The organism is Streptomyces sp. NPDC020490, assembly GCF_044335305.1.
GTDB lineage: Bacteria > Actinomycetota > Actinomycetes > Streptomycetales > Streptomycetaceae > Streptomyces.
In genome coordinates this window covers 98,669-120,715 of record NZ_JBIRUY010000023.1, presented here as the reverse complement: position 1 = coordinate 120,715, position 22,047 = coordinate 98,669, and the positions used below count along the sequence as shown (strand labels likewise).

Below are 22,047 nucleotides of genomic sequence, written 5' to 3'. Positions count from 1 at the left end.
GAAGCATCGACGCAGAAGATCCTGACACCGGGGTAATCCGTGAAAAAGCTCTCCGCACGACGACGCCATCCGCTGGCGGCAGTCGTCGTCCTACTCCTCGCGCTGGCGGCCACCGGGGGGCTGTACGCCGTGTTCGCGCCCGCGAGCAGGGCGCAGGCCGACGACACCGCCCAGTCCCTCGCCATCGACGAGGGCAAGAAGCTCTACTCCGTGGGCTGTGCCAGCTGCCACGGCACCGGCGGTCAGGGCACCTCCGACGGTCCGAGCCTCGTGGGCGTGGGCGCCGCGGCCGTCGACTTCCAGGTCGGCACCGGCCGTATGCCGGCCCAGCAGCCGGGCGCGCAGGTCCCCAAGAAGAAGGTCGTCTACACGCAGGCCGAGATCGACCAGCTCGCCGCGTACGTCGCCTCCCTCGGCGCCGGCCCGGCCGTCCCGTCCGAGGACAAGTTCGGCACGCAGGGCGCGGACATCGCCAAGGGCGGTGAGCTGTTCCGCACCAACTGCGCGCAGTGCCACAACTTCACCGGCAAGGGCGGTGCGCTGACGCACGGCAAGTTCGCGCCGAGCCTCGAGGACGTCAGCCCGAAGCACATCTACGAGGCCATGCAGACCGGCCCGCAGAACATGCCGTCGTTCCCCGACACCACGCTGTCGGAGCAGAACAAGAAGGACATCATCGCGTACCTGAACGCGGTCAACGGGGACGAGACCGAGAGCCCCGGCGGCCTCGAGCTGGGCGGACTCGGTCCGGTCAGTGAGGGTCTGTTCGCCTGGGTCTTCGGACTCGGCACGCTGATCGCGGTCGCCGTCTGGGTCGCCGCTCGGACCGCAAAGGCCAAGAAGTCATGAGTAGCCAAGACATTCCAGAAGAGAACCTGCCCGCCGGGCAGGAGACCGCGCCGGGCGCGGTGACCGTCGCGGACGAGAAGAACCCGTTCGCCGACCCCGGCCTGCCGCCCCACGAGCACCGGATCCAGGACATCGACGAGCGGGCCGCCAAGCGGTCCGAGCGCACGGTCGCCCTGCTGTTCACGGTGTCGATGCTGGCCACCATCGGCTTCATCGCCTCCTACGTGGCGGTCCCGGACGACAAGTCGATCTACGTCTTCCCGATCGGGCACATCAGCGCGATGAACTTCGCGCTGGGCCTGACCCTCGGACTGGCGCTGTTCTGCATCGGCGCGGGCGCGGTCCACTGGGCCCGCACCCTGATGTCGGACGTGGAGATCGTCGACGAGCGTCACCCGATCGAGGCCTCCCCCGAGGTCCGGGCGAAGGTCCACGCGGACTTCAAGCAGGGCGCCAAGGAGTCGGTGATCGGCCGCCGCAAGCTGATCCGCAACACGATGCTCGGCGCGCTCACCCTGGTGCCGCTGTCCGGCCTGGTGCTGCTGCGCGACCTCGGTCCGCTGCCCGGCACCTCGCTGCGCCAGACCATGTGGTCCAAGGGCAAGCTGCTCGTCAACATGAACACGAACGAGCCGCTGCGCCCCTCCGACGTCGCTGTCGGCTCGCTCACCTTCGCCAAGCCCGAGGGCCTGGAGGAGAACGACGAGGACTTCCAGAAAGAGATCGCCAAGGCGGCCCTGATGATCGTCCGGCTCCAGCCGGACAACATCAAGGACAAGCGCGAGCTCGAGTGGTCGCACGAGGGCATCGTGGCGTACTCCAAGATCTGCACCCACGTCGGCTGCCCGATCTCGCTGTACGAGCAGCAGACGCACCACGTGCTGTGCCCCTGCCACCAGTCCACCTTCGACCTCTCCGACGGTGCCCGGGTGATCTTCGGCCCCGCCGGTCACGCCCTGCCGCAGCTGCGCATCGGCGTGAACGACGAGGGCTACCTCCAGGCGCTCGGCGACTTCGAGGAGCCCGTCGGTCCTGCTTTCTGGGAGCGCGGATGAGTACTACGACGAACCAAGAGTCCCGCGCCCGCGGGAAGGCCTCCGGCGGCGAGCGCCTCGCCGACTGGGCCGACGGCCGGCTGGGGATCTACTCCCTGGCCAAGACCAACATGCGCAAGATCTTCCCCGACCACTGGTCGTTCATGTTGGGCGAAGTGTGCCTGTACAGCTTCATCATCATCATCCTCACGGGTGTGTACCTGACGCTGTTCTTCCACCCGTCGATGAACGAGGTGGAGTACCACGGCAGCTACATCCCGCTGCAGGGCCAGCTGATGTCCGAGGCGTTCAACTCGACCCTGCACATCTCCTTCGACGTGCGCGGTGGCCTGCTCATCCGGCAGATCCACCACTGGGCCGCGCTGATCTTCCTCGCCGGCATGTTCGTGCACATGATGCGCGTGTTCTTCACCGGCGCGTTCCGCAAGCCGCGTGAGATCAACTGGCTGTTCGGCTTCCTGCTGTTCGTCCTGGGCATGTTCACCGGCTTCACCGGCTACTCGCTCCCGGACGACCTGCTCTCCGGCACCGGTGTCCGCTTCATGGAGGGCGCGATCCTGTCCGTGCCGATCGTCGGCACGTACCTGTCGTTCTTCCTCTTCGGCGGCGAGTTCCCGGGCGGCGACTTCGTGGCCCGCTTCTACTCGATCCACATCCTGCTGCTGCCGGGCATCATGCTCGGCCTGGTGGTCGGCCACCTGATCCTGGTCTTCTACCACAAGCACACGCAGTTCGCGGGCCCCGGCAAGACGAACAACAACGTCGTCGGCATGCCGCTGCTGCCGGTGTACATGGCGAAGGCCGGAGGCTTCTTCTTCCTGGTCTTCGGCGTGATCGCGGCCATCGCGGCGATCGCCTCGATCAACCCGATCTGGGCCATGGGCCCCTACCGTCCGGACCAGGTGTCCACCGGTGCCCAGCCCGACTGGTACATGGGCTTCTCCGAGGGCCTGATCCGCACGATGCCCGGCTGGGAGGTCAACTTCTGGGGCCACACGCTCGTCCTGGGCGTGTTCATCCCGCTGGTGATCTTCCCGCTGGTGCTGGTCACGATCGCGGTCTACCCGTTCATCGAGTCCTGGGTCACCGGCGACAAGCGCGAGCACCACATCCTGGACCGCCCGCGCAACGCCCCGACGCGCACCGCGTTCGGCGCCGCGTGGATCGCCTGGTACTTCGTGATGCTGATCGGCGGCGGCAACGACCTGTTCGCCACGCACTTCCACCTGTCGATCAACGCCATCACCTGGTTCATCCGGATCGCGTTCTTCGTCATGCCGGTGCTGGTGTTCGTGGTCACCAAGCGGATCTGCCTCGGCCTGCAGCGCCGGGACAAGGAGAAGGTGCTGCACGGCCGCGAGGCGGGCATCATCAAGCGCCTGCCGCACGGTGAGTTCATCGAGGTCCACGAGCCGCTCAGCCAGGAGCAGCTGCACACCCTCACGGCGCACGAGCAGTACAAGCCGGTCGAGATCGGCCCGACGGTCGACGAGAACGGCGTCGAGCGCAAGGTCAAGAGCTCCCAGAAGCTGCGCGCCAAGCTGAGCGAGGCGTACTACGGCGAGGAGTCCCAGATCGCGAAGCCGACCGTCGAGGAGTACAAGGAGATCACGAGCGGCCACGGCCACCACTGATCGCTGAGGCGTCGCCACGCCCCGCACAGGGCCCCGTCCGGTCTACGGACGGGGCCCTCTGCCGTGCCGCCCGGCTGGATAGGGTGGAGGCACACTCTCTTCTACGACATCTGGAGCGGCCTTATGAGCGCTGTGACCCCCGCTGGAGGCGACACCGCGGCGGGCCGCTCCTGGCCCGCCCTGCTGAACGGCCTGCTGGCCGGCCGCGACCTGAGCGCCGACGACACCGCCTGGGCGATGGACCTGATCATGCGCGGCGAGGCGACCGACGCGCAGATCGCCGGCTTCGTGGTGGCCCTGCGGGCCAAGGGCGAGACGGTCGAGGAGATCAACGGACTCGTCCGGACGATGTACGAGCACGCCAACGTCATCGAGGTGCCGGGCCCGGCCGTCGACATCGTCGGCACCGGCGGCGACGGGGCGAAGACGGTCAACATCTCCACCATGTCGTCGATCGTGGTGGCCGGCACGGGCGCGAAGGTCGTCAAGCACGGCAACCGGGCCGCGTCCTCCGCCTCCGGCGCGTCCGACGTCCTGGAGAAGCTGGGCGTCAACCTGGAGCTGCCGCTGGAGCGGGTCCCGGCGGTCGCCGAGGAGGCCGGCATCACCTTCTGCTTCGCGATCAAGTTCCACCCGGCGCTGCGCCACGCGGGCGCCGCCCGCGGGCAGCTGGGCATCCGCACGGTGTTCAACGCGCTCGGCCCGCTGACCAACCCCGCGAAGGTCAAGGCGCAGGCGGTGGGCGTCGCCGACCCGCGCATGGCGCCGATCGTGGCCGGCGTCTTCGCCGAGCGCGGCCACTCCTCGCTGGTGTTCCGCGGCGACGACGGCCTCGACGAGCTGACCACCACCGCCACCTCCCGGGTCTGGGTGGTCCGCGACGGCAAGGTCGGCGAGGAGGTCTTCGACCCGCGCGACGTCGGCATCGACCTGGTGCCGGTGGAGGCGCTGCGCGGCGCCGACGCCTCCTACAACGCGGAGGTCGCCCGGAAGCTGCTGGACGGCGAGACGGGGCCGGTACGGGACGCCGTGCTGCTGAACGCGGCGGCGGCACTGGTGGCCCTGGAGCCGGGCCCGGGGTCGCTCGCCGAGCAGATCCGTGAGGGCATGGCCAAGGCCGCGGAGTCGATCGACTCCGGCGCGGCCCAGCGCACGCTGGAGCGCTGGGTGGCCGCCAGCAACGCCTGACCGAGGTGCGCGCGGTCCCGTGATCCGGACAGGAGTTGCGGGACCGCGATCACCTCGCGTACGTTCCTGTCCAGGTCATGAGTGACAGTCATAAGGCCCCGGCCGACTGTCCGGCAACCCTCCGTCCGTGGCGGGGTGCCCCGGGTGAGGACCAGGCCGTGGGCAGCGAGGTCCACGGCAAGCGCGGACCCCTCGCACACCAGGGGTCCTGGTCGTCGAGGAGCCTTCTGTGAGCAAGCGAATGCGATAGGGCGTAGAGCCCCGCCTCCGCGTACCCCCTTTCACCTTTCCCGCGCTTGAGCCGTACCCGCTCGCGCGGTGAATCCCCTTGCCCTTCACAGGAGTTCGCCATGTCCGTCTGCACCGCTGCCGTCGCCCAGACCATTTGCGCCCCGCTGCCCGTACTGGGCGGGGATGTCACCGTCCCGCTCGTCACCGGCGGCGAGGTCGCCTACGCCGCGCTCGACTACGCGGCCAGCGCCCCCGCCCTGCGGCGCGTCTGGGACGACGTGGCCGCGTACGCGCCGTACTACGGCAGCGTCCACCGCGGCGCCGGCTACCTCTCCCAGCTGTCCACCGACCTGTTCGAGAACGCCCGCCGGACAGTCGCCGAGTTCCTCGACCGCCGCGCCGACGACCAGCTGGTCTTCACCCGCTCCACCACCGACTCGCTCAACCTGCTCGCCGCCGCCCTCCCGGCCGGCTGCCAGGTCTTCGTCTTCGAGACCGAGCACCACGCCTCGCTGCTGCCGTGGCGGGACGCCCGCGTCACCTTCCTCGACGCCCCGCGCAGCCCGCGGCGGGCCGTCGAGACCCTGGAGCGCGCCCTGGCCGCCCGCGACCCGCACGGACCCGCCCTGGTCTGCGTCACCGGCGCCTCGAACGTCACCGGCGAGCTGTGGCCGGTGCGCGAGCTGGCCGCCGCCGCCCACGCGCACGGCGCCCGCATCGTCCTGGACGCCGCCCAGCTCGCCCCGCACCACCCGGTGAGCGTCCGCGACCTGGACGTCGACTGGATCGCCTTCTCCGGCCACAAGCTGTACGCCCCCTTCGGCTCCGGCGTCCTGGCCGGCCGCGCCGACTGGCTGCGCGCGGCCGAGCCGTACCTCGCGGGCGGCGGCGCCAGCCGCCGGGTGACCCGGCGCGCGGACGGGGGAGTGGACGTGGAGTGGCACGACAGTGCCGCCCGGCACGAGGCGGGCTCGCCGAACGTCATCGGCGCCTACGCGGTCGCGTCGGCCTGCAAGGCGCTCACCGAGGCCGGCTTCGACGCGCTGGTGGCCCGCGAGCAGTACCTGATCGGCAAGGTGCGGGCGGGACTGGCCGAGGTCCCGGAGGTCAGGGTGCTGTCGCTGTTCGGCGACGACGCGCCCCGCGTCGGCGTCATCTCCTTCGTCGTGGAGGGCTGGAACAGCTCCCACTTCGCCGCCGCCCTGTCCGCCGAGTACGGCATCGGCGTCCGCGACGGCCTCTTCTGCGCCCACCCCCTCGTCCGCACCCTGCTGGGCGACGGCCCGCGGACCCGGGGCGAGTGCGGCGCCCCAGAGGCCGCGCCGGGCGAGAACTCGCTGAACGCCGTCCGGGTCAGCTTCGGCGCCGGAACGCCCGACGAGCACGTGGAACGCTTCGTCGACGCCGTGCGGGAGTTGGTGCGCCACGGGGCGAAGCTGCGCTACCGGACGCAGGACGGCCGCTGCGTCCCCGCGGTGTGAGCCGGCAGCGCCCGTGGGGCGGCGGTCAGGAGTCGAGGCCGATCGCGAACGCCGCCTCCAGGTCGTGCTGCGAGTAGGTGCGGAAGGCGACGTGCGTGTCCGTCGCCTCCACGCCCGGGATCTTGCTGATGCGTCCCGGGATGACCTCCGCCAGGTCCTCGTGCTGCCTGACCCGCACCATGGCGATCAGGTCGTAGGTGCCGGTCACGGAGAAGACCTCGCTGACGCTCTCCAGAGCGGCGATCGACTCCGCGATCTCGGGGATCCGGTCCACGCTGGTCTTGATGAGGACGATCGCGGTGATCACGGCTGGTTCTCTCCCTCGGTGGCCGGAGCTCGGGCGGACTTCACTTTATCCCCACCCCCGAACCGCACCCAGGCCAGCACGAACCCCAGCCCGAAGCCCATCAGGTGCGCCAGATAGGCCACGCCGGGCCCCTCGGCCGCCCGCCCCGCCGCCACCCACTGCAGGGCCGCCCAGAACGGCAGCACGACCCACGCCGGGAACCGCAGCGGCAGGAACAGCAGGAACGGCAGGAGACTGGTCACCCGTGCCCCGGGGAAGAGGTACAGGAACGCACCGAGGACCGCCGAGATCGCCCCGGACGCGCCGACCAGCGACTGCCCGGAGGCGGCATTGGCCGCCGAGTAGCCCAGCAGGGCGAGGTAGCCGCAGCCGACGTAGAACAGGGTGAACCGCACGCGGCCCATCCGTTCCTCGGTCATCACGCCGAAGACGTAGAGGAAGAGCATGTTGCCCAGCAGGTGGACCCAGCTGCCGTGGACGAACAGGGCGGTGGCCGGGGTGAGCGCGGCCCGCGCCGAGCCCTCGAACAGCTGCGCGGGCACCACGCCCCAGCGGCGGAAGTAGGCCCGCTGGGCGGCGAGCAGTGTGTCCCCGGAGCCGTAGGCGGGGTTCAGGCCCGCCGCCGGGCCGATCAGGAAGATCAGGCAGCACAGGACGATCAGCCCGTACGTCACCGGGGCCGAGGGGGCCCGGATCGCTCTGCGGACGGTCCGGCTCCAGTTGCCGATGATGTCGCCGATCACGAACACAGAGCATGACGTAAGGGGACGCATCAGCCCAGACCGCCTCGCCGCCGTGGACGGACCAGCGGCGACTACCTGCCAGGCCGTAGGGTTACGGCCACACGCCCCGCCGGGCCGGGGCGTCGCCGACAATGGAAGACCCAGAAGGAAAGAGCACAGTCACGATGACGGTTCCCCTGCCGACCGCCACGACGCGGTGGCGCTGCACCCTCTGCGGCAACCTCACGCGTTTCGACGTGACCCGCTCGTCGAAGGTCGTCGAGTACCTCCACCTCGACCTTGCCGGTGAGCCGACGGTCGAGGAGCGCGAAGTGGTCAGTGAGACCATCGAATCGGTGCGCTGCCGCTGGTGCAACGCCGTGGACCAGGTGGAACTCGTGGACAGGCCGGGTGCCGGCTCCTCCTGAGGGGGAGCGGGCCCTCGCACAGCTAGTGGGGTGTGACCGATGGTGGAGACCGCAGGCGGGGGGCCGGGCGACGGCGCCGCTGAGGTGCTCGACCGTCCGCTGCCCGACGGAGTGCGCAAAAAGGTCGTACAGATCGTCTCGGACGGGTTCGGCGGGCTGACGCTCACCGAGCTGCCGGCGCAGCTCAGGCAGTACGCGCGGTTCGCGCCGAACCGGCGGGCGAAGTTCGCCGGCAACGCGATGGCGGCCGCTCTGGAGACCGATCCGCTGTTCCGCCAGCGCATCGGGGAGAAGTTCCGGGAGGCCCAGCCGGAGCTGGCCGGCGCTCTCGACTCCGGTTCCCCGCCCCCGGCCGCGGATCCGCTCGACGTGGCGGCCGCGGCCTATGTGCTGCGCCCCGCCGGCTGGGTGAAGCTGGTGACCGCGGCCGGCGAGGAGGCCCAGCGGGCCGACGCCGAACGTGCCGACGAGGAGAGCCGGGCCGAGCTGGAGCGGCTGCGCGAGGAGCTCGCCCGCGCCCGTGAGCAGACCCGGGCCGAGACCGAGCGGCTGCGCACCGAGCTGGACGCGGCCCGCAAGGAGGCCGAATCGCTTCACCGCAAGCTGCGCGCCGCCCTCAGCGACGTCAAACGCGGCGAGGCGGCGCTGCGCAAGGCGCAGGGCGAGATCGAGGCCGTGCGCGCCGACGGGCACGCCCAGGTGTCCGCCGCGGAGAGCGAGACGCGGCGGCTGAAGGCGCGGCTCGGCGAGGCGGAGGCGGCCCTGGAGGCCACGCGCAAGGCGGCGCGGGAGGGGCGCAGCGTCGAGGACATGCGCGTGCGGCTGCTGCTCGACACCGTGCTGGACGCGGCGCAGGGCCTGCGGCGCGAACTCGCCCTGCCGCCGGTGTCCGTGCGGCCCGCCGAGACCGTCGACGCGGTCGAGCCGGGACGGATGAGCCCGAAGGACATCGCCGCGCGGGCGCTGTCCGAGCACGACCCGGCGATCCTCGACCAGCTCCTCGCGCTGCCGCAGGCGCATCTGGTCGTCGACGGCTACAACGTCACCAAGACCGGCTATCCCCAGATGCCCCTGGAGAAGCAGCGGTTGCGGCTGCTCGGCCAGCTCTCGCAGCTGGCGGCGCAGACCGGCGCCGAGGTGACGTGCGTCTTCGACGGGGCCGAACTGGCCGCGCCGGTGCTGCTGGCGCCGCCGCGCGGGGTGCGGGTGCTGTTCTCCAAGCCGGGTGTCACCGCCGACGAGCTGATCCGCCAGCTGGTGCGCGCGGAGCCGCCCGGCCGGCCGGTCATCGTCGCCTCGACCGACCGCGAGGTGGCCGACGGGGTGGCCCGGGCCGGGGCGCGGCCGGTGGCTTCTGCGGTGCTTCTCAAGCGCCTGTCCTGAAAACGTCAAGGTCGAGGTTCAATGCCCGAATTGACGGGACCGTCACGCAACGTAGCGTCAACCGTGCATCACCTCATGTGAGTTGTGTGCAAAGAATGCATTGCGTGACGGGGTTTTTTGGTGTGAGGATTTGAACTGATCACAGGAACATCACTAGGGTCTGGCCTCGAACCTCCAAGCGGGTGATCCCTCGGAAGAAGGAGTTCGCCTCCGTGGCGTCCCATCGTCGACCCAAGCAGCCGAGCCGGGCACGTGTGACCGTGCTGACCACCGCGGCAGCCGCCGCCGTCGCCATCAGTGCGCAGGCCGCCAACGCCGCGCCGAGCGAGAAGCCGAGCAAGGACGAGGTCAAGGCGAAGGTCGACAAGCTCTACGAGCAGGCGGAGCAGGCCACCGAGAAGTACAACGGGGCCAAGGAGAAGCAGGAGAAGCTCCAGAAGGAGATCTCCACCATCCAGGACGACGTCGCCCGCGGCCAGGAGGAGCTCAACGAGCTGCGCGACTCCATAGGGCTGGCGGCCGCGGCGCAGTACCGCTCCGGCACCATCGACTCCTCCCTCCAGCTGTTCCTGTCGTCCAACCCGGACGACTACCTGGACAAGGCGTCCACCGCCGACCAGCTCAGCGCCCAGCAGGTCGAGGCGCTGAAGAAGATCCAGGAGAAGCAGCGCGAGCTCGCCCAGGAGCGCGCCGAGGCCTCCGACAAGCTCAAGGACCTCGCGGCCACCCGCACCGAGCTGGGCAAGAAGAAGAAGGAAGTCCAGAGCAAGCTCGCCGAGGCGCAGAAGCTGCTCAACTCCCTGACGGCCGCGGAGAAGGCGGCGATCGCCGCGGAGGACGCCCGCGCCAGCCGCTCCGCCAGCTCCCGGGTCGACCTCGGCAACTCCACCCCCGCCTCCAGCCGGGCCGCCGCGGCCTTCTCCGCCGCCCAGAGCAAGATCGGCTCGCCCTACGTCTACGGCGCCTCCGGCCCGAGCTCCTTCGACTGCTCCGGCCTCACCTCGTGGGCGTACGCGCAGGCCGGCGTCTCCATCCCGCGCACCTCGCAGGCCCAGGCCAACGCCGGCACCCGCATCTACAGCCAGAGCGACCTCCAGGTCGGCGACCTGGTCATCTTCTACAGCGACCAGCATCACGTCGGCTTCTACGCCGGCAACGGCCAGGTGCTGCACGCCCCGCGCACCGGCACCGTCGTGCGCTACGAGTCGATCAACAACATGCCGTTCCAGTTCGGCGTCCGGATCTGACACCCGCCTTCCGCCCGAACGGGCGAATCGCGTGATCCCGCGCTGACCCCCACGCCCCGCCCATGACCTGCGCGTCAGAGGCGGGGCGTCACGCTGTGTGGTCGCCCGGGTCTTTGGCCGGGGGCGGGCACGGGGCTACTGTCTGCCGCGTTTCCTCGTCCGCCAGCGGAAGGAGCGCGGCTTCCCGTGGGGTCACATCGCCGCCTTGCACCGTCCGGGTTCGACCGCGGGGCCTGTGTCGCCCTCGGCGTACTGTCCGCCGCGGCCGCCGCCCTCGGCCCCGTACCCGCGTCGGCCGCGCCGCACGACGACGTCCGCGCCGAGGTCGACAAGCTCTACGAGCAGGCCGAGAAGGCGACCGAGGCCTACGACAAGGCCGATGAGCGGGCCGACGCGCTGCGCGAGCAGGTGAGCACGGCGCAGGACCGCGTCGCCCGCGAGCAGGAGCGGATCAACCGCATGCGGGAGGCGCTGGGTGCGCTCGCCGGCGCCCAGTACCGCTCCGGCGGCCTGGACCCCTCGCTGGCCCTGCTGTTCTCCGACGACCCGGAGGACTACCTCGACAAGGCCTCCGTCCTGGACCGCATCGGCGCCCGCGAGGCCGGCGAGCTCAGGAGGCTGCGGTCGGCGATGCGCGAACTCGCCCAGGAGCGCGCGGAGGTGAGCGGGAAACTCGCCGAACTGGACAAGACCCGCAAGGCGGTCGTCGGACACAAACGGACGGTCGAGAAGAAACTCGCCCGGGCGCGGCGGCTGCTCAACTCCCTGCCGTACGCCGAGCGCGTCGCCTACCAGCGCGCCTCCCGCGGCGGCCGCACCGGCGTGCTGGGCCCCGGCGGCGCCGTCCCGTCCTCGGCCCGCGCGGCCGTTGCCGTCGCCGCGGCCCGCTCCGCCCTCGGCAGGCCGTACGTATGGGGCGCCAACGGCCCCGCCGGGTTCGACTGTTCGGGCCTGATGCAGTGGTCGTACGCGCAGGCCGGCGTCGCCCTGCCGCGCACCTCGCAGGCGCAGCGCCACGCCGGCCGGCTGATCCCGCTGTCCCAGGCGCGCCCCGGCGACCTGGTCACCTACCGGTCCGACGCCAGCCACGTGGCGATGTACGTGGGCAACGGCCAGGTGATCCACGCGCCCCACCCTGGCGCGCCGGTGCGCTACGACCCGGTGGACATGATGCCGGTCTCCTCCGTCACCAGGGTCTGACCGGGGCGGCGTCCCGGCCTTACGATCGGCGGGTGAGAGGTCGCGGACGGGCGCCGGCGCGCCAGGTGGTCGCGCTCGCGCTGCTGCTCGGCTGCCTGGTGTCCTGCGGCGGGCGGCCCGCGGCCGACAGCGCCCGGGCCGACGTGCAGCGGATCCTCGACCGGCGGGCGGCCGCGGTCCTCGACCGCGACCGGGCGGCCTTCCTGCGGACCGGCGCCCTGAGCTGGTTCGAGAACCTGCGCGGGGTGCCGTTCGCCGGCTGGTCCTACCGCATCACCGGCCTGCACCGCACCGGCGACCGGGCCACCGCCGACGCCGAGCTGCGCTACAGCGTCCTCGGCTACGACAGGGCCCCGGTCACCGCCGGCCGCACCCTGACGCTGTCCCGGCGGCCGGACGGGCAGTGGTACGTGGACGCCGAGACGCCCGCGAAGAAGTCCGCCCAGCAGTTGTGGGACCAGGGCGAGGTGGACGTCGTGCGCGCCCGGCGCGGGATCGTCCTGGGGGTCGGCCAGTCCGGCGAGGCGCTGCACAGGTACGCCGATCTGGCGGACCGCGCGGTGCCGGCGGTGTCGGCGGCCTGGGGCACCGACTGGGCCCGGCGCGTCGTCGTCCTGGTGCCGAAGTCGCTGGAGGGCATGGCCGGTCTGCTCGGCTCGCCCGCCTCCTCCTACCGCGGGATCGCGGCCGTCACCACGGGCGAGGTGGGCGGCCCGCCCACGGCGCCCGCGGACCGCATCATCGTCAATCCCGACGCCTACGCCGTCCTCGGCGGCCTCGGCAAGCAGGTCGTGCTCACGCACGAGACCACCCACGTCGCCACGCGCGCCCACACCTCCGCCGCGACGCCGCTGTGGCTGTCGGAGGGGTACGCCGACTGGGCCGGCTACCGCGGCACCGGGCGCACCGCCGCGCAGGCGGCGCCCGAACTGGCCCGCGCCGTCGCCGACGGGCACCTGCCGGCCGCGCTGCCCACCGACAAGGACTTCGCCTTCAGCGGGGACGCCGGCGAACTGGCGCGGGCCTACGAGAGCGGCTGGCTGGCCTGCCGGCTGATCGCCGAGCGGTGGGGCGAGGTGCGGCTGCGGGAGTTCTACCGCGCGGTGGGCGACCACGAGCGGCGGGCGGGCGCGGTCGAGGACGCGATGCAGAAGGTGCTGGGGACGACACCGGAGCGGTTCACCGCCCAGTGGCGGGCCTACGCGGAGGACCGGCTCACCTGACCCGCCCGGGCGCCGGCCTCCGCGAGCGGTCTCCGCGAGCCGTGTCCTGTCCGCTCCGGCCCACCCGGCCCGCGGCCCGGTCAGGAGGACGCCGACGTCTCCCGCGGGCGGGTGGTCTGGGCGGGGAGGGACGGGACGGGGGTGCGGGAGGCCGTCGACTGCCACAGCTCCAGGGCCGCCAGCAGGGTGGTGACCACCAGCAGGCCGTTGCGGGCGATCAGCAGGGTCACCCCGAGGGGGTCGCTCGCGACGACGTGCCCGAACCAGACCGGGAACTCCAGCGCCGTCAGGAAGGCCGCGACCAGGACCAGACAGGCCGGCAGCCCCATCCGGCTGCCGCGGAAGCACAGGCAGACGGCCGCCAGCCCGATCAGCCACACCATGTACTGGGGGCTGATCACCCGGCTGGTGACGGTGAACAGCAGCACCGCGGTGAACGCCGCGTCCGCGAGGGTGTGCGGCGCGAAGCGGTTCGCCCGCAGCCGCCACAGCAGCAGCCAGCCGAAGGCGGCCACCGCCAGCCCCAGGGCGGCCGTGCTGACGGCGCTCACGTACGGGCCGAGGAACTCCACCGAGCCGTAGTGGAGCAGCACCTCACCGCGCCAGCCGAACTGCCGGGCCAGGTGGAGGACCAGCGCGCCCAGCGACTCCACCTCCGTGCCGCGCTCCCGCTGGAAGGCCAGGAAGGAGAAGGCCCCGGGCATCGACACGGCGAACACGGCGGCCAGCGCGCAGCCGGTGGCCGCGGCCGCGCCCCAGGCGCTCCGCCCGCGCGCGCCGACCAGCAGCAGCACGGGCCACACCTTGAGCATCGCGCCGAAGCCGGCCAGCGCGCCCATCGCCCGCGGATGCCGGGCGCCCGCGAGCAGCGCGGCCACCGCCACCGCGGTCACCATCACGTCGTAGCGGGCGTACACCGTCGGTCCCAGCAGCGGGACGCCCGCCACCCACACCCAGGCCCCGCGCAGCCGCCTGCCGGGGCGCAGGCCCGCGTACAGCAGCAGGCACAGGACCGTGAGGTCGGCCAGGAAGGCGAGGACGAAGAAGGCCGCGGCGTAGCCCAGGAAGCCCAGCAGGGCGGGGGAGAGGATGGCGAGGGCGGCGGCGGGCGGGTACTGCCAGGTGACGTCGTCGAGCGGGAACGTGCCCTGGCGCAGCACCTCGTACCAGCCGCGGTAGATCACCGACACGTCGGTGGTGACGTCCGGCCCCGGGAAGCGCAGCACCCCGAAGACGAACAGCAGCAGCACCAGCCGGCTCACGGTCCAGGTCCCCAGCAGCCCGGCCAGGGAGCGCTTCGCGCCCGTCATGTCCACCTGTGCCCCTGTTCATCCGTTCCTTGCCCGGGGAGCCATGATGTCCCGCCGGCCTGTGCGCGAGCCATGGAACGCACCGGGAGTCGCGGGCCGCCGCCGGCGCTCGACTCCCAGGGTGGCCGAAAGCCCTGCGTCCGGCCGCCCGTGGGCGCCGTGCGGGTGGCGTTGGATAAGGTCGGCCGCGATGCACAAGACCCTGATAGTGACCAACGACTTCCCGCCCCGCCCGGGCGGCATCCAGGCGTTCCTGCACAACATGGCGCTGCGGCTCGACCCCGAGCGTCTCGTCGTCTACGCCTCCACCTGGAAGCGCGGGCCGGAGGGTGCCGAGGCGACGGCCGCGTTCGACGCCGAGCAGCCCTTCACGGTCGTACGGGACCGTACGACGATGCTGCTGCCGACGCCGGCCGCGACCCGGCGGGCGGCCGGGCTGCTGCGGGAGCACGGCTGCACCTCGGTGTGGTTCGGGGCGGCCGCGCCGCTCGGGCTGATGGCGCCGGCCCTGCGCAGGGCGGGCGCGCGGCGCCTCGTGGCCACCACCCACGGCCACGAGGCGGGGTGGGCCCAGCTGCCGGCCGCGCGGAGCCTGCTGCGCCGGATCGGGGAGTCGACGGACACCATCACCTACCTCGGCGAGTACACCCGCTCGCGGATCGCGGCCGCGCTGACCCCCGAGGCGGCCTCGCGGATGGTGCAGCTGCCGCCCGGGGTCGACGAGAAGGTCTTCCACCCGTCGTCCGGCGGCGACGAGGTGCGCGCCCGGCTCGGGCTGACGGACCGGCCCGTGGTGGTGTGCGTGTCCCGGCTGGTGCCGCGCAAGGGGCAGGACACCCTCATCCTGGCCATGCCCCGGATCCTCGCCGCCGAGCCGGAGGCCGTGCTGCTGATCGTCGGCGGCGGCCCGTACGAGAAGGACCTGCGCGGGCTCGCCGCCGAGACCGGCGTGGCCGGCTCCGTGCGCTTCACCGGCGCCGTGCCCTGGTCCGAGCTGCCCGCGCACTACGGCGCCGGGGACGTCTTCGCGATGCCGTGCCGCACGCGCCGGGGCGGACTGGACGTGGAGGGGCTCGGGATCGTCTACCTGGAGGCGTCGGCGACCGGGCTGCCCGTCGTGGCCGGCGACTCGGGCGGCGCGCCCGACGCCGTGCTCGACGGCGAGACCGGCTGGGTGGTGCCCGGCGGCTCCCCCGCGCAGGCCGCCGACCGCATCGTCACGCTCCTCGGCGACCCCGAACTGCGCCGCCGCATGGGGGAGCGGGGACGGGAGTGGGTCGAGGAGAAGTGGCGCTGGGACCTGCTGGCCGAGAAATTGAAGACGTTGCTCTAGGCACTGGCCGGAGGGCGCCATTCCGCCGATGCTGCGCGCATGACACCAAAACTGATGCAGCGTCAGCTGACGAGACGTCACATCCTCGGCATGGCCGCCCTGCAGACCGCCGCGGCCCTCGGCTTCACCCGCGTCGGCCTCCAGTCGGCCCGGGCCGCCGAGCCCGCCGCGGTCGAATCCGCCCCCGCCGTCGTGGTCGGCTCCGGCTACGGCGGCGCGGTCGCCGCCCTCCGCCTCGGCCGGGCCGGCATCCGCACCCTCGTGCTGGAGATGGGCAAGCTGTGGAACACGCCCGGCTCCGACGGCAAGGTCTTCTGCTCCACCATCGCCCCGGACGAGCGGTCCATGTGGTTCCGCACCCGCACCGAGGCGCCGCTGGCCACCTTCCTGTGGCTGGACGTCGTCGACCGCGACATCAGCCCCTACCCGGGGGTCCTGGACCGCGTGCACTTCGAGAACATGTCCGTCTACGTCGGCCGGGGCGTCGGCGGCGGCTCCCTGGTCAACGGCGGCATGGCGGTCACCCCGCCGCAGGCGTACTTCACCGAGCAGTTCCCCACCGTGGACGCGGCGGAGATGTACGGCACCTACTTCCCGCGCGCCCGCTCCATGCTCGGCGTGAACTCCGTCGACCCGGCGTGGTTCGAGTCGACGGAGTGGTACCGGTTCACCCGGACCTCCCGCAAGGCCGCGGCGAACGCCGGACTGAAGACCACGTTCGTGCCGAACGTCTACGACTTCGATCACATGCAGCGCGAGGCGGCCGGCACCGCCCCGAGATCCGCGCTCGCCCAGGAGGTCATCTACGGCAACAACCACGGCAAGCGCAGCCTCGACAAGACCTACCTGGCCGCGGCGCTCGGCACCGGGAACGTCACCCTCCACACCCTGGAGCGGGTGACCGGCATCAGCCGGGCGGGCGACGGGAGCTGGGTGCTGACCGCCGACCGCATCGACGCCACCGGCGCGGTCGTCGAGACCAAGCAGTACGGCTGCCGCTACCTCTTCCTCGGCGGCGGCAGCCTCGGCACCACCGAACTCCTGCTGCGGGCCCGCGAGACGGGCACCCTGCCGGAACTGGACGCGAGCGTCGGCACCGGCTGGGGCACCAACGGCAACGTCATGCTGGGCCGCGCCAACCACATCTGGGACACCGTCGGCGCCGACCAGTCGACGATGCCGGTCATGGGCATCGACGACTGGGACAACGCCGCCAACCCCGTCTTCGCCGAGATAGCCCCGCTGCCGATGGGGCTGGAGCACTGGGTCAGCCTCTATCTGGCGATCACCAAGAACCCGGAGCGGGGCACCTTCTCGTACGCGGACGGCTCGCTGCGGCTCGACTGGAGCGCCGCCCAGAGCGCCGTCTCCGTCGCCATGGCCAAGAAGCTGTTCGACTGGATCAACGCGGCCAACGCCACCATCTACCGGTACGACCTGTTCGGCTCGACCGGCAAGGCCTTCGCGGACGACTTCTGCTACCACCCGCTGGGCGGCTGCGTACTGGGGAAGGCGACCGACGACTACGGCCGGGTGAAGGGATACCCGAGGCTGTACGTCACCGACGGCTCGCTGGTGCCCGGCTCGATCGGGGTGAACCCGTTCGTGACGATCACCGCGCTCGCCGAACGGACGATGGACCGGGTCCTCGCCGAGGACGCCGCGGCGTGAGCCGCACGACGCGCTGCGAGCCCGGCGGCGCGCCTCACTTGGCGTAGAGGGCCTCGATCTCGTCCGCGTAGTCCTTCGCCACCACGTTCCGCTTCAGCTTCAGCGACGGCGTCAGGTGGCCCGACTCCTCCGTGAACTGGGAGGACAGAACGCGGAACTTCCGCACCGACTCCGCCTTCGACACCGCGGCGTTGCCGTCGTCGACCGCCGTCTGGACGGCCGCCAGCAGCTCCGGGTCGTCGCGCAGCGACGCCGCGGTGGAACCGGCCGGCTTGCCGTGCTCGGCGCACCAGCGGGCCAGGAACTCCTCGTCGAGGGTGATCAGCGCGCCGACGAACGGCCGCCCGTCGCCCACCACCATGCACTCCGCGACCAGCGCGTGCGCCCGGATGCGGTCCTCGATCACGGCCGGGGCGACGTTCTTGCCGCCCGCGGTGACGATGATCTCCTTCTTGCGGCCGGTGATCCTGAGGTAGCCGTCCTCGTCCAGGGTGCCGATGTCACCGGTGTGGAACCAGCCGTCCGCCAGCGCCTCGGCGGTCGCGGCCTCGTTGTTCCAGTAGCCCTTGAACAGGTGCTCGCCGTGCAGCAGCACCTCCCCGTCGTCCGCGATCCTGACGACCGAGCCCGGCAGCGGCTGGCCGACCGTGCCGATCTTCTGCCGGTCCCACGGGTTGAACGCGGTCGCGGCGCAGGACTCCGTCAGGCCGTAGCCCTCCAGGACGGTGAAGCCGATGCCGCGGAAGAAGTGCCCGAGCCGCTCGCCCAGCGGGGCGCCGCCCGAGACCGCGTACTCGCCCCGGCCGCCCAGCACCGCCCGCAGCTTGCCGTAGACGAGCTTGTCGAACGCCTTGTGCTTGATCTTCAGGCCGAGCGACGGGCCCGCCGGCGTGTCCAGCGCCTTGCTGTACGCGATCGCGGTGTCGGCGGCCTTGTCGAAGATCTTGCCCTTGCCGTCCGCCTGCGCCTTGGCCCGCGCCGAGTTGTACACCTTCTCGAAGACCCGCGGCACGCCCAGGATCAGCGTCGGCCGGAAGGCGGCCAGCTCGTCGGTGAGGTTCTTGATGTCGGGGACGTTGCCCAGCTTGATCGGCGCCATCATCGGCGCGATCTGGATGAGACGGCCGAAGACGTGCGCCAGCGGGAGGAACAGCAGCACGCTGCACTCGCCGGTGCGGAACAGCGGGCGCAGCCGCTCGACGACGTTCCCGCACTCGGCGAAGAAGCTGCGGTGGGTCAGCACACAGCCCTTGGGCCGCCCGGTCGTGCCCGAGGTGTAGACGATCGTCGCCGGGTCGTCGGCCTTGGCGAGCGAGCTGCGCTCCTCGACCGTGGCGTCGGTGACGTCCGCGCCGAGCGCGCCCAGCTCCTCGACCGCGCCGGCCTCGATCTGCCAGACGTTCTTGAGGGCGGGCAGCCGGTCGCGCACCGACTCGACGGCGGCCGTGTGGGCGGCCAGTTCCGTGACGCAGGCCGTCGCGCCCGAGTCGGAGAGGATCCACTCCACCTGCTCCGGCGAGCTGGTCTCGTACACCGGCACGGTGATCGCGCCCGCGCTCCAGATCGCGAAGTCCAGCAGCGTCCACTCGTAGCGCGTGCGGGACATCAGCCCGACCCGGTCGCCCGGCTGGACACCGGAGGCGATCAGCCCCTTGGCGGCGGCGCGCACCTCGGCCAGGAAGACCGTGGCGGTGACGTCCTGCCAGACGCCGTCCACCTTGCGGGCGATCACGGCGACGTCGGGATGCTGCGCGGCGTTTCTGCGGACGATGTCGGCCAGGTTGCCGTCCGCAGGGACCTCGTACAAAGCCGGAAGGCTGAACTCGCGCAAGACTGCTGCTCCTCATAGGGCGCCGGCGCCACGACGTTGTGCGATGCGACGGTGCGGTCCACGGCTCGGGCCGTGCTCAGGGATCCACTGGTTGAAATTCTGAGCACGACTGGACGGCCCGGACGTTACCCGCCGGTATAGCTCTTTCGACAGGGGGTCCCGACGATATGTTCGCTGCGTCACACAGATTGGTGTTCCTTTCTGCACGGTAGTCCACCGCCTTCCTGACTGGCCAGTAACCGCAGGTGACGGCGGCATTGTTCACCCGTGCCGCTCGGCCCTACTCTTGATCGCCATGGCAACCGCACCGTCCGGCAACCGAAGGACCCGAGTCCACGTGGTCAGCGACGTGCACGGCAACGCCCGCGACCTGGCCAGGGCCAAGGACGGCGCCGACGCCCTGATCTGCCTGGGCGACCTGGTCCTCTTCCTGGACTACGCCGACCACTCGCGCGGGATCTTCCCCGACCTGTTCGGCAAGGAGAACGCCGACCGCGTCGTCGCGCTGCGCACCGCCCGCCGCTTCGAGGAGGCGCGGGAGTTCGGGGCCCAGCTGTGGGCCGGCATCGGCGCGGACCGGGCCGCGGTGATAGAACGCGCGGTACGCAGACAGTACGCCGAGATGTTCGCCGCCTTCCCGGCGCCGACGTACGCCACCTACGGCAACGTCGACATGCCGCCCCTGTGGCCGGAGTACGCCGGGCCCGGCACCACGGTGCTGGACGGGGAGCGGGTGGAGATCGGCGGGTGGGTCTTCGGCTTCGTCGGCGGCGGCCTGAGGACGCCGATGCGCACGCCGTACGAGCTCACCGACGAGGAGTACGCGGCGAAGATCGAGGCCGTGGGCGAGGTCGACGTGCTGTGCACGCACATCCCGCCCGAGGTGCCGGAACTGGTCTACGACACCGTCGCGCGCCGCTTCGAACGCGGCAGCCGCGCCCTGCTGGACGCGATCCGCCGCACCCGGCCCCGGTACTCCCTGTTCGGCCACGTCCACCAGCCGCTGGTCAGGCGGATGCGGATCGGTCCGACCGAGTGCGTCAACGTGGGGCACTTCGCCGGCAGCGGGAAGCCGTGGGCCCTGGAATGGTGACCCGTCGCGGTGTGCCGGGTACACGGTGAAGTCGGCTGGTCGGAGCGCGGTAGCCTTCACGCTGCACACACGTGCGCACGACCTGATTTCCGGCCCGCATCTGGAGGAGCCACGGCGATGGCGGAACACACCAGCTCGAGCATCACGATCGAGGCGGCACCGGCCGATGTCATGGGGGTGATCGCCGACTTCGCCCGCTACCCCGACTGGACCGGTGAGGTGAAGGAGGCGGAGGTGCTCAAGACCGACGCCCAGGGCCGCGCCGAACAGGTCCGCCTCGTCATGGACGCCGGCGCCATCAAGGACGACCAGGTCCTCGCCTACACCTGGGGCGGCGGCGACGAGGTCTCCTGGACCCTGGTCAAGTCCCAGATGCTGCGCTCCCTCGACGGCTCCTACCACCTCAGGCCGGCCGGCCGGGGCGCCACCGAGGTCACCTACCAGCTCACGGTCGACGTCAAGATCCCGATGCTGGGGATGATCAAGCGCAAGGCGGAGAAGGTGATCATCGACCGCGCGCTGGCGGGCCTGAAGAAGCGCGTGGAGTCCGGGGAGACGTCCGGGGGGATGTTCGAGAAGAAGTAGCCGGAGCCGGGCCGGGAACCGCCCTCGCGGCAGCCCGGCCGGCCGACCGGGTACCGGTACCGTCACCCCATGCGCACCATCCTGATCACGGGCCCAGGCGGTTGTGGACGCACCACCGTCGCCGCCGCCACCGCCCTGCGTGCCGCGGGCGACGGCACCCGCACCCTCGTCCTGAGCGCCGACCGCACCGACACCCTCGGCGCGGCCCTCGGGGCGCCGACGGGCCCGGCCCCGCGGCAGGTCGCACCCAACCTCACCGCCTGGCGCCCCGACGCCGCGGCCGGCTTCCGGGACGACCTGGCCGCCTTCCAGGAGCGCGCCGCGAACGTCCTCGACCTCCTGGGCGCCTCCCGCCTGGACGCCGAGGAGGTCACCCCCCTGCCCGGCGCCGCCGAGCTCGCCCTCCTGCGCGCCCTGCGGGACGCCGCCCTCGCCGAGCGGGGCGAGGCGCACGAACTCCTCGTCGTCGACCTGCCGCCCACCCCGCAGGCGCTCGCGCTGCTGGCCCTGCCCGAGGAACTGCGCCGCTACCTGCGCCGCCTCCTGCCACCCGAGCGGCAGGCGGCCCGCGCCCTGCGGCCCGTCCTCGGCCGCCTGGCCGGCGTCCCCATGCCCGCGGAGTGGCTGTACGAGACCGCCGCCCGCTGGGACCTGGAGCTCGGCGCCGTCGAGGCGGTCCTCACCGACCCGGACACCGTCGTACGGCTGGTCGCCGAACCCGGCCCGGCCGGCGCCGACGCCGTACGCGCCGCCTGCCTCGCCCTCGCCCTGCGCGGTCTGCGCCCCGAGACGCTGGTCGCCAACCGGGTGCTGCCCGAGCACGCCGCCGACACCTGGCTCGCCGGCCCCCTCGCCCAGCAGCGCAAGACCCTGGCGGAGTGGCGGGAGTCCCACGACGTCCACCGCGTCGCCCACCTCGGCCGCGACCCGCGCGGCACCGACGACCTCGCCGCGCTCGCCGTGCCCGGCGTCCACGACACGACCTCCACCGTCGAGTGGCCCGTCACCGACCGGATCGCCGCGGACGGCGTGCTGGTCTGGCACATCCCGCTCCCCGGCGCCATACGCGAGGAGCTGGACCTCATCCGGCGGGGCGACGAACTCGTCGTCAGCGCCGGGCCGTTCCACCGCATCGTCACGCTGCCGTCCGCCCTGCGCCGGTGCACCGTCGACGGCGCCTCCCTGCGGGACGGCCGGCTGCTGATCCGGTTCGCGCCGGACCCGGAGCTGTGGCCCGGCAGGCCCTGAACGCCGTACGGCCATTCGGGTAACGTCG

General features: G+C 72.0%; 19 protein-coding genes and 1 riboswitch. Of the genes, 15 read left to right on the top strand and 4 right to left on the bottom strand.

What is annotated here, in order from left to right; all coding sequences use genetic code 11:
- Window positions 1-39 precede the first annotated feature (39 nt).
- The 5 genes from ACH4ZX_RS23770 (at window position 40) to ACH4ZX_RS23750 (ending at window position 6,438) form a co-directional block, all read left to right on the top strand.
- Window positions 40-849, top strand: a complete 810-nt coding sequence (locus ACH4ZX_RS23770) for a c-type cytochrome (protein WP_398276112.1) — start codon at window positions 40-42, stop codon at window positions 847-849.
- Window positions 846-1,904 carry a Rieske 2Fe-2S domain-containing protein gene (locus ACH4ZX_RS23765; RefSeq protein WP_398276109.1) on the top strand — a complete coding sequence of 353 codons (1,059 nt, stop codon included), beginning with the start codon at window positions 846-848 and terminating at the stop codon, window positions 1,902-1,904. The genes ACH4ZX_RS23770 and ACH4ZX_RS23765 overlap by 4 nt, the downstream gene beginning before the upstream one ends.
- Window positions 1,901-3,538: a cytochrome bc complex cytochrome b subunit gene (locus ACH4ZX_RS23760; RefSeq protein ID WP_398276106.1), complete on the top strand. Its 1,638-nt coding sequence runs from the start codon at window positions 1,901-1,903 to the stop codon at window positions 3,536-3,538. The genes ACH4ZX_RS23765 and ACH4ZX_RS23760 overlap by 4 nt, the downstream gene beginning before the upstream one ends.
- Before the next feature lie 123 nt (window positions 3,539-3,661).
- Complete coding sequence (gene trpD, locus ACH4ZX_RS23755) at window positions 3,662-4,726, top strand: anthranilate phosphoribosyltransferase (RefSeq protein ID WP_398276103.1); 1,065 nt, start codon at window positions 3,662-3,664, stop codon at window positions 4,724-4,726.
- Between the two features lie 73 nt (window positions 4,727-4,799).
- Window positions 4,800-4,916, top strand: a riboswitch (SAM riboswitch).
- Between the two features lie 160 nt (window positions 4,917-5,076).
- The gene (locus ACH4ZX_RS23750) at window positions 5,077-6,438 is read left to right on the top strand and encodes an aminotransferase class V-fold PLP-dependent enzyme (RefSeq protein WP_398276100.1); all 1,362 of its coding nucleotides are present in this window, start codon (window positions 5,077-5,079) and stop codon (window positions 6,436-6,438) included.
- Window positions 6,439-6,463: 25 nt separating this feature from the next.
- On the opposite strand, the gene ACH4ZX_RS23745 is transcribed toward ACH4ZX_RS23750, so the two are convergent.
- Together ACH4ZX_RS23745 and ACH4ZX_RS23740 are read right to left on the bottom strand one after the other, a co-directional pair.
- Window positions 6,464-6,745: an Lrp/AsnC ligand binding domain-containing protein gene (locus ACH4ZX_RS23745; protein ID WP_324783783.1), complete on the bottom strand. Its 282-nt coding sequence runs from the start codon at window positions 6,743-6,745 to the stop codon at window positions 6,464-6,466.
- Window positions 6,742-7,518, bottom strand: a complete 777-nt coding sequence (locus ACH4ZX_RS23740; RefSeq protein WP_398276096.1) for a rhomboid family intramembrane serine protease — start codon at window positions 7,516-7,518, stop codon at window positions 6,742-6,744. The genes ACH4ZX_RS23745 and ACH4ZX_RS23740 overlap by 4 nt, the downstream gene beginning before the upstream one ends.
- Window positions 7,519-7,652: 134 nt before the next feature.
- Here ACH4ZX_RS23740 and ACH4ZX_RS23735 point away from each other — a divergent pair, with 134 nt between their 5' ends.
- The 5 genes from ACH4ZX_RS23735 (at window position 7,653) to ACH4ZX_RS23715 (ending at window position 12,948) form a co-directional block, all read left to right on the top strand.
- On the top strand, window positions 7,653-7,895 hold the full coding sequence (locus ACH4ZX_RS23735; RefSeq protein ID WP_398276093.1) for a hypothetical protein: 243 nt from the start codon (window positions 7,653-7,655) through the stop codon (window positions 7,893-7,895).
- 39 nt (window positions 7,896-7,934) lie between these two features.
- Entirely contained in the window at window positions 7,935-9,278 is a 1,344-nt protein-coding gene (locus ACH4ZX_RS23730) for an NYN domain-containing protein (protein ID WP_398276090.1), read from the top strand.
- A gap of 212 nt (window positions 9,279-9,490) precedes the next feature.
- On the top strand, window positions 9,491-10,525 hold the full coding sequence (locus tag ACH4ZX_RS23725) for an NlpC/P60 family protein (protein WP_398276087.1): 1,035 nt from the start codon (window positions 9,491-9,493) through the stop codon (window positions 10,523-10,525).
- Between the two features lie 186 nt (window positions 10,526-10,711).
- Window positions 10,712-11,725, top strand: a complete 1,014-nt coding sequence (locus ACH4ZX_RS23720; RefSeq protein ID WP_398276084.1) for an NlpC/P60 family protein — start codon at window positions 10,712-10,714, stop codon at window positions 11,723-11,725.
- A 32-nt stretch (window positions 11,726-11,757) separates the two neighbouring features.
- Entirely contained in the window at window positions 11,758-12,948 is a 1,191-nt protein-coding gene (locus ACH4ZX_RS23715; protein ID WP_398276081.1) for a hypothetical protein, read from the top strand.
- Between the two features lie 80 nt (window positions 12,949-13,028).
- Here ACH4ZX_RS23715 and ACH4ZX_RS23710 read toward each other — a convergent pair whose 3' ends face one another.
- The gene (locus tag ACH4ZX_RS23710) at window positions 13,029-14,258 is read right to left on the bottom strand and encodes a glycosyltransferase 87 family protein (protein WP_398276078.1); all 1,230 of its coding nucleotides are present in this window, start codon (window positions 14,256-14,258) and stop codon (window positions 13,029-13,031) included.
- 190 nt (window positions 14,259-14,448) lie between these two features.
- Between ACH4ZX_RS23710 and ACH4ZX_RS23705 the strand changes: the two genes are divergently transcribed.
- Window positions 14,449-15,591 carry a glycosyltransferase family 4 protein gene (locus ACH4ZX_RS23705; protein ID WP_398276075.1) on the top strand — a complete coding sequence of 381 codons (1,143 nt, stop codon included), beginning with the start codon at window positions 14,449-14,451 and terminating at the stop codon, window positions 15,589-15,591.
- A gap of 39 nt (window positions 15,592-15,630) precedes the next feature.
- Entirely contained in the window at window positions 15,631-17,262 is a 1,632-nt protein-coding gene (locus tag ACH4ZX_RS23700; RefSeq protein ID WP_398276072.1) for a GMC oxidoreductase, read from the top strand.
- 34 nt (window positions 17,263-17,296) lie between these two features.
- Here ACH4ZX_RS23700 and ACH4ZX_RS23695 read toward each other — a convergent pair whose 3' ends face one another.
- Complete coding sequence (locus ACH4ZX_RS23695; protein WP_398276069.1) at window positions 17,297-19,093, bottom strand: AMP-dependent synthetase/ligase; 1,797 nt, start codon at window positions 19,091-19,093, stop codon at window positions 17,297-17,299.
- Window positions 19,094-19,388: 295 nt separating this feature from the next.
- On the opposite strand from ACH4ZX_RS23695, the gene ACH4ZX_RS23690 reads away from it, so the two are divergent.
- From ACH4ZX_RS23690 to ACH4ZX_RS23680, 3 genes are all read left to right on the top strand, one after another.
- Window positions 19,389-20,186, top strand: coding sequence for a metallophosphoesterase (locus ACH4ZX_RS23690; RefSeq protein ID WP_398276066.1), 798 nt, complete (start codon window positions 19,389-19,391; stop codon window positions 20,184-20,186).
- 117 nt (window positions 20,187-20,303) lie between these two features.
- Window positions 20,304-20,771 (top strand): SRPBCC family protein, encoded by a 468-nt coding sequence (locus ACH4ZX_RS23685; RefSeq protein WP_398276063.1) that lies wholly within the window; start codon window positions 20,304-20,306, stop codon window positions 20,769-20,771.
- 69 nt (window positions 20,772-20,840) lie between these two features.
- The gene (locus ACH4ZX_RS23680) at window positions 20,841-22,019 is read left to right on the top strand and encodes an ArsA family ATPase (protein ID WP_398276060.1); all 1,179 of its coding nucleotides are present in this window, start codon (window positions 20,841-20,843) and stop codon (window positions 22,017-22,019) included.
- The last annotated feature ends 28 nt before the right edge of the window (window positions 22,020-22,047 follow it).